We start from the raw sequence: 7,100 nt of genomic DNA, 5'->3' as shown, positions 1-7,100 counted from the left end.
CACGCCCCAGAAACAACCGGAGCCAACCATTCTGCCTCAGCGCCCCGGGAAGTGCAACCCCCCGTCCGCTTCGGTGAGCGGCTTATACGACCCAGAACGAAAAAACGTCAACACCTAAAAAATCAAAAATCATAAAAAATATCCAACTCACTGATTTCAAACACTAAATGTCACAGAGACGCCTCCCAGCCTCCACCCAATGCGCCATAGAGACGCACCACATCCGACGAGACTCCCGTCGTCATGTCCGCCAGATCCAGTTCGGACTGCAGGACTCGCCGCTCCGCATCCAGAACGGACAGGAAAGCCGTCATCCCATGCCGATACCGCTCGGAAGCCAGCACATAAGCCCGACGGTTTGTCTCAACCTGCTGAACAAGCGCGTCCCGGCGCGTCTGATCCGCCCCGAAGGACGTCAGCGCATCGTCCACGTCTTTCCACGCCGATAGCACCGTCTTGCGATATTCGATCGCCGCCGCCTTCTGGGACGACTTCTTCAACTCAAGCTGCCCCGTCAGGCGGCCACCCTGAAAGATCGGTATCGAAATGGTCGGACCGACATTCCAGGCCCGTGCGTTCCAGAAACCCAGATCACGGAAGGAAAAGGACTGCATCCCAAACGATGCGTCGATGGTCACACGTGGATAAAAGTCCGCAATCGCCTGCCCCACCTCGGCCGTAGCTGCATGAAGCGAGGCGCTGGCCGCGCGAATGTCCGGACGTCGCTCGGCCAGTTCCGACGGCACACCGACAGGAACACGCGGTGGGACAGGAGGAATCCGCATCAGCGTTGTCAATTCCGCTGTCAGACTGCCCGGGGGTTCTCCCATAAGGAGACTGATAGCGTTGATCTGGAGCGTGATCTGCTTTTCGAGCTGAGGAATCTGTGCATCGATCGACTCAAGCTGAGACCGCGCCTCCTCCACATCCGTCTCACTCACCAGTCCGCTGCGATACCGCGCAGAAGTCAGCTCCAGCATACGCGCCGCATCCTCGCGGTTCGCCTTCAGAACCCGCAGATCTTCCTGTGAGCCACGCAAAGTCATGTAATCACGCGCCAGATCGCCCTCGCGCGCGATCAGCAGCCCGCGTTCCTCTTCCCGGCTCTGGTCCATGTAAGCCTGCGCCGCTTCATATTGCCTGCGCACGCGCCCCCACAGATCCAGCTCCCATGTCGCGTCCACACCATCACGCCAGCGATCGAGCAAAGGAATGGTGGCGTCCGAACCGGCGGCTTCGAGTTGGTCCCCGATAGGACCACCTGTGCTGCGACCGATGTTGTGAACGATGCGCTGAAGCATCCGTGAACTGGCCTGATAGCGTGCGTAAGACCCGGTCGCGCTCAGCGCCGGGAATCGCTCAGCGCCCGCCATTCTCAGCTGTGCGCGGCTTCCCGCCAGTTGTGCGGCGGCTTTCTGGACATCAAGGTTGCGCGACGCCAGCCGCTTTTCCAGCGACACCAGTTCCGGATCGTGAAAGACGTTCCACCACTCAACATCCGGAGCGTCCGGCACGGTCTGACTCTCCGCGACCGTCTTGAAAGACTCCGCCTTCCAGTTGGACGGCATCCGCGTATCGGGCTGCTTGAAATTCGGCCCCACCGCGCATCCGGACACCGCGACGAGAACCCCCGTCAGAACCCATTTAGACTTTGCCGCACACACCGTGACCCGTTCCCCACCACAATCAGACCCCACATAACGGACGCAGCGTCACACAGCGCATGGACCCCTTGCAGACTCCATATCTTGACGCTGACCGACCCGTTCGGTCAGCATGCAAACCTATCGGCTTTCCCCGCACCGTCAATCAGGACAGATGACCAGATCGCTTTCCACCCCTTCTTCCGACGCCATCGGCCCGGATGACACCTCCTCCAAGCAGGCCCAGATTCTTGCCGGAGCGGATGCGATTTTTACCGAGCATGGCTATGAGGGTGCCAGCATGTCGCAGATTGCGCGGCGTGCCGGTGTGTCCAAAGGCACGCTCTATAATCATTTCGATGGCAAGGCCGCCCTTTTCGCCGCTCACGTCAAACAGAAGACCTGTCAGAATCTGCGCATGGTCTTCCAACCGGTGCAGGACAATCTCTCCCCACGCGAAACGCTCGAAGGCGTGGCCCGCACCATCATTTCCGTACTGACCGCGCCCTCCAACCTCGCGCTCTACCGCATCGTGGTCTCGGAAGCAGAGCATTTTCCCCACCTTGCCCAGACCTTGTGGGACAGTGGGCCGGAGCCGGGTATCAGCACCTTTGCCACATGGCTGGAAGACCGCACACGGAAAGGCGAGATGAGCGTGAGCGATCCACGTTTCGCGGCGGAGCAGTTTTTCGCCTTGTGCCAAACGCGCATCGTCATACGCCGACGCCTGCAGCTTCCCGTTTCCACCACACCGGCGGACCGCGAGAAGATTGCAACCTCCACCGCCGACATGTTCCTGAAATTTTATGGCATAAGCTGAAATTTTCTCCATGTGGGGAACGCACCGAACCGGACCGGTTGCGATACGTTGACCTTTCACAGGACAGGCGCGATCACGGGCATCGCGCGGATTTCACAAACATAGCCGAAGCCCGCTGATTTCATCACCGCCTGTCGTACAGGAGGGTGTCATGACCAACAGAACCCGCACTCAGGACAATCTGCCCGAGCCCCTGAACACCGTCGCGGATTTCTTTACATGGGCGCATCGCGACAATTCAGGACTGGCCACAACCGTCAGCCAGTACATGGGTAAACAGGGCGCCCCCGGCATTCCGGAGGTGAGGCGACGAGCGCATGAAGAAGGTCTTGACGATCTTCTGCAAAGCTGGCGCGACGCCATACCACGCGGCCCAACCACCGAGCGGGTCGTCCGTATTCTCATTTCGCCGGACAAGATCGAGGAGTTCGCGCGCGAAACCGGACTTTCGCAGACGGCCACAGTCAACGGTCTGGCCGAAGTCATCCCCGGCATCGTCTACCGCAACGCCTTGCAGGCGCAGAGAGACGCGAAAGCCAAGACCACCTGACAACGTCTCATTGGCAAGCACGCCGGATGGTCCGCGACAGCGCCATCCGGCATTCCTTCAGATCATTTCCAGCGCCACATGCCGCGTTGGCGGCGGAAACGCGCGATCGAGAGCCGCCAGATTGTCCGCCGTCAGCTTAATTTCACGCGCCGCCACGTTCTGGCGCAGATGCGCCACGCTTCCCGCCTTGGGGATGGCGATCAGACCGGATTGGCGCAGCACCCACGCCAGCGCCACCTGTGCGGGCGTGGCCTGACCGAGGGACGTCTTGTGTTCTTCGGCAATGGCCGCAAGCGTGTCGTTGCGCAGCAAAAGACCACCCTGCCCCAATGGTGAATACGCCATGGTGGCAATGTTCTGCCTGCGGTCCGACTCAAGCAGATCGAACTCCACACCCCGATGATCGAGACTGTAGAGGATCTGATTGGCCAGACAGCCATCACCACCCGTTACACTCTCCAGTTCCTGCATGTCATCGACATCGAAGTTGGACACGCCCCAGTTTCCGATCAGCCCCTCATCGCGCAGCTTCTCAAAAGCCTCGACCGTTTCCTGCAACGGCACCGATCCACGCCAGTGCAGAAGATAGAGGTCAATATGATCCGTTTTCAGACGCTCCAGCGAACGACGGCAGCTCTTGGGCACATCCTTGCGCGAGGCGTTGGAGGGCAACACTTTCGTGACGAGAAACACCTCGTCCCGACGGCCTGCGATCGCCTCCCCCACCACACTTTCCGAACGACCGCTGCCATACATCTCGGCCGTGTCGATCACGTTCAGCCCGAGATCCAGCCCCGTGCGCAGGCTCTCGATTTCCGCAGCGCGACGATCGGGTTCATCGCCCATGTTCCAGGTGCCCATGCCCAGCGCCGGCACCTCGACACCGTTACGTAGCCTGACGTTTCCTGTCATTGTCCGTCCTCCTGTTATCGAAGGTTCCAAGCCTGATGACCCCATAAGGTTCCGTGAGATGACGCCGTCATCCATTCATGCCGGGGTTGCAGGTAAGGGTGGAAGCGATCCGACACACTCATCCCGCGTAAGGAGAGAGCGCATATCCCTCCTTCCTGTTTTTTTGGCAAAAGATCGGTTTCCAAAGGCCCCCGGCCTTTGGCGAGTCAAGGGCAGAGCCCTTGTCGTGCCATCTGCCGCGTTAACTAACGCGCCCGCACCCAGCCCTTGGGTTCCTGTTTCCAATACGTGAGCGTATGGCCCGCCTCTTTCAGCGCCGTCCAACGCAGCCGTGCCGCCGCAACGGCCTCTTCATCGCGTCCGTCGAACAGATCGAACACACGTTCGAACCCCTCAACCTTGGGCACGTCCGTAATCCCGGCAAGAAACAGGAATGTCGCCGCGTTGGGCACATCCCCCTCCGCCGTGACCCAGATAGGCTGGCGCTCGGGATATGCGCCGCCTGTGGCCGCATGCGGCAGCCACACCGGCTCGGACACTGTCCACAAAGCCTCATCAAGCGCCGCGGCGTCTTCCGGCGTCGCGCACCGCACGACAGCGCGTTTTCCCGCATCCAGCGTGCGTCCCAACAGCACCGGCAGCGCCTCATCCGCGCCGGTGCGGGTCAGGTGATAAAAGCCGACATCAGCCACGTCGCCCGATCAGCCCTCGTGCTGGCGCACAAACCGGTCGAGCAGACGCACGCCAAAACCCGTAGAGCCCTTCGGTGCGCCGGTCTTCGGCTTTGCTGCCCACGCCACACCGGCGATGTCGAGATGCGCCCAAGGCGTCTCGCCCACAAAGCGCTTGAGGAACTGCGCCGCCGTGATGGAGCCACCCGGACGACCACCGATATTCTTCATGTCGGCAATATCGGAGCGGAGCAGCTTGTCGTAAGCCTCGCCCATCGGCATGCGCCACAGGGTCTCACCTGTGATCGCGCCAGCCTTCGTCAGATCGGCGGCCAGCGTGTCGTCGTTGGAGAACAGGCCCGCATTCTCATGGCCGAGTCCCACGATGATCGCCCCCGTCAGCGTGGCCAGATCGACCATCAGGCGAGGCGCGAAGCGATCGCGGGCATACCACAGCACATCCGCGAGTACGAGGCGCCCCTCCGCGTCCGTGTTCAGCACCTCGATGGTCTGACCTGACGCGCTTTTCACCACATCGCCCGGACGCTGCGCCGTGCCGGAGACCATGTTCTCCACCACACCGATCAGCCCGACCGCGTTGACCTTCGCCTTACGCCCCGCGAGAGCCGCCATCAGGCCGGTCACCACGCCCGCACCCGCCATGTCCCACTTCATGTCTTCCATGCCGGCAGCGGGCTTGATGGAGATGCCACCGGAATCGAACGTGACCCCCTTGCCAACAAACGCCAGCGGTGCGGACTCATCGCCCGCGCCGTTCCAGCGCATCACCACCATGCGCGGCGCGTTCACGCTGCCCTGCGCCACACCCAGCAACGCACCGAAGCCGAGCTTTTCCATCGCATCCCGGTCGAACACCTCGATCTCGACACCCAGATCACGCAGCTTCTCGGCACGATTGGCGAATTCCGCCGGTGTGAGCACATTGGCCGGCTCCGTCACCAGATCGCGTGTGAGTGTCACGCCTTTGGCCACCGGCTCCAGACTGGCCCAGACCGTTTTCGTGCCCGCAACATCCGCCACAAGAACGGAAAGAGCGGTCAGCTTGGGCAGTTCCTCCTTCTTTTCCGTCGTGCGATAGCGATCAAAACGGTAAAGACCAAGTGACGCGCCGAGCGCCAGATGGGCCGCAAGCACACCGTCCAGCGCCGCTGTCGAAATCGCGGCTTTTGTGTGCATGGTCATGGCCTGCGCCGCGACACCGCCCACCTGCTCAGCGACGGTCTCTGTCACATCCGCTTTCGGACCGAGACCCACGAGCACCACACGGTCCAATCCCGCGCCCGGCGCCAGCACCACACAGGTCGCGCCTTTGCGGAAAGTGAAGGAGGCCGCTTCCGCCGCGCGAGACAACGCGCCATTCGTGGCGTCGTCCGCGGCTTTGAAAAGCGTTGAACGATCGGAATCGGTGAACTCGGGAAGGGCCAGAGCGCCGTCGGAAGGAAGTGCAAGGTTGGAGAAGCTGATCTCGGTCACGATGAGGCCTCGTTTCTGGCAGGAAAACGGAGGACGGACAGGCCGCCTCCTCCATGATGCCCAAGGCGTAACGGCGGGCGGAAGCGTTGGCAACCGGCGCGTCTGCATGTCACGCAGGGCACCTCCCCCACGGACCAGTCACGATATTAAATTGCAGCTTCATCCCCGTCGGGTAAGAGATACTTGCATGATGTCCAACACGCCCCTCCCCTCCGACACAGATCTGCTCGCCCTCGCTCTGCGCCTCGCGCGTGAGGCCGCCGTAATCATCAATGATATCCGCGCCAAGGGCTTCGTCACCACCACGAAATCCGACCGCTCTCCCGTCACCGAAGCCGATCAGGCGGCGGAACGGCACATCCTCGCGGGCCTGCGTGCGGCCGTGCCGCACATCCCCGTGATTGCCGAGGAAGAAGTGGCTGCAGGCATCGTCACGGAAGCCGGACACACCTACTGGCTGGTGGACCCGCTGGACGGCACGCGGGAATTCGCGGCCAACCGCGACGATTTCACCGTCAATATCGGACTCGTGCGCGATCACCGCGCCGTGCTGGGGGCAATGGCGCTTCCCGCCTATGACCAGTTCTACACAGGTGGCGTGGGCTTGGGCGCCAAACGCTATGACGCGCAGGGCACGCACGACATCCACGTCCGCAAGGCGCCCGCCGAAGGACTGAGTGTGCTGGCGTCCCGCCATCATGGCGACGCCCCGGAACTGGCGCGTTTCCTTGGGCAGCGCCGCGTGGCTTCGCTGGGCAATATCGGCTCGGCCGTGAAGTTCGTGCGCGTGGCCGAAGGCGTGGCGGATTTCTATCCCCGCCTTGGCCCGACGATGGAATGGGACACAGCCGCCCCGCAGGCCATCGTGGAAGCTGCGGGGGGAGAGGTACTGTGTCTCGATGGCAGCGGTCCCTTGCGCTATGGTAAAGCAGGATGGAAAAACCCGCATTTCGTGTGCATCGGCGATCTCGGCGACGCCACATGACCGGATTTTCATCGAATCTGTGATC

Annotated in this window: 7 protein-coding genes; 3 read left to right on the top strand and 4 right to left on the bottom strand. The window is 61.8% G+C overall.

The window, feature by feature from the left end; genetic code table 11:
- Positions 1-170 precede the first annotated feature (170 nt).
- On the bottom strand, positions 171-1,616 hold the full coding sequence (locus GOB87_RS09630; protein WP_338421434.1) for an efflux transporter outer membrane subunit: 1,446 nt from the start codon (positions 1,614-1,616) through the stop codon (positions 171-173).
- A gap of 202 nt (positions 1,617-1,818) precedes the next feature.
- Here GOB87_RS09630 and GOB87_RS09625 point away from each other — a divergent pair, with 202 nt between their 5' ends.
- Both GOB87_RS09625 and GOB87_RS09620 read left to right on the top strand, forming a co-directional pair.
- A complete protein-coding gene (locus GOB87_RS09625; protein ID WP_166315813.1) occupies positions 1,819-2,463 on the top strand; it encodes a TetR/AcrR family transcriptional regulator in 645 nt (214 codons plus the stop codon).
- Positions 2,464-2,614: 151 nt separating this feature from the next.
- Entirely contained in the window at positions 2,615-3,013 is a 399-nt protein-coding gene (locus GOB87_RS09620; protein ID WP_166315810.1) for a YidB family protein, read from the top strand.
- Between the two features lie 57 nt (positions 3,014-3,070).
- On the opposite strand, the gene GOB87_RS09615 is transcribed toward GOB87_RS09620, so the two are convergent.
- From GOB87_RS09615 to GOB87_RS09605, 3 genes are all read right to left on the bottom strand, one after another.
- Complete coding sequence (locus tag GOB87_RS09615; protein ID WP_166315807.1) at positions 3,071-3,925, bottom strand: aldo/keto reductase; 855 nt, start codon at positions 3,923-3,925, stop codon at positions 3,071-3,073.
- Between the two features lie 245 nt (positions 3,926-4,170).
- Complete coding sequence (locus tag GOB87_RS09610) at positions 4,171-4,617, bottom strand: DNA polymerase III subunit chi (protein ID WP_166315804.1); 447 nt, start codon at positions 4,615-4,617, stop codon at positions 4,171-4,173.
- 9 nt (positions 4,618-4,626) lie between these two features.
- Positions 4,627-6,090, bottom strand: a complete 1,464-nt coding sequence (locus GOB87_RS09605) for a leucyl aminopeptidase (protein WP_166315801.1) — start codon at positions 6,088-6,090, stop codon at positions 4,627-4,629.
- 187 nt (positions 6,091-6,277) lie between these two features.
- Between GOB87_RS09605 and cysQ the strand changes: the two genes are divergently transcribed.
- Positions 6,278-7,075: a 3'(2'),5'-bisphosphate nucleotidase CysQ gene (cysQ, locus tag GOB87_RS09600; protein WP_166315798.1), complete on the top strand. Its 798-nt coding sequence runs from the start codon at positions 6,278-6,280 to the stop codon at positions 7,073-7,075.
- Positions 7,076-7,100: the final 25 nt, after the last annotated feature.

The sequence above is a fragment of the Acetobacter estunensis genome, from assembly GCF_011516945.1.
GTDB lineage: Bacteria > Pseudomonadota > Alphaproteobacteria > Acetobacterales > Acetobacteraceae > Acetobacter > Acetobacter estunensis.
Note: the sequence above shows the minus strand (reverse complement) of the source record. Positions and strands in the feature narration are given on the sequence as shown.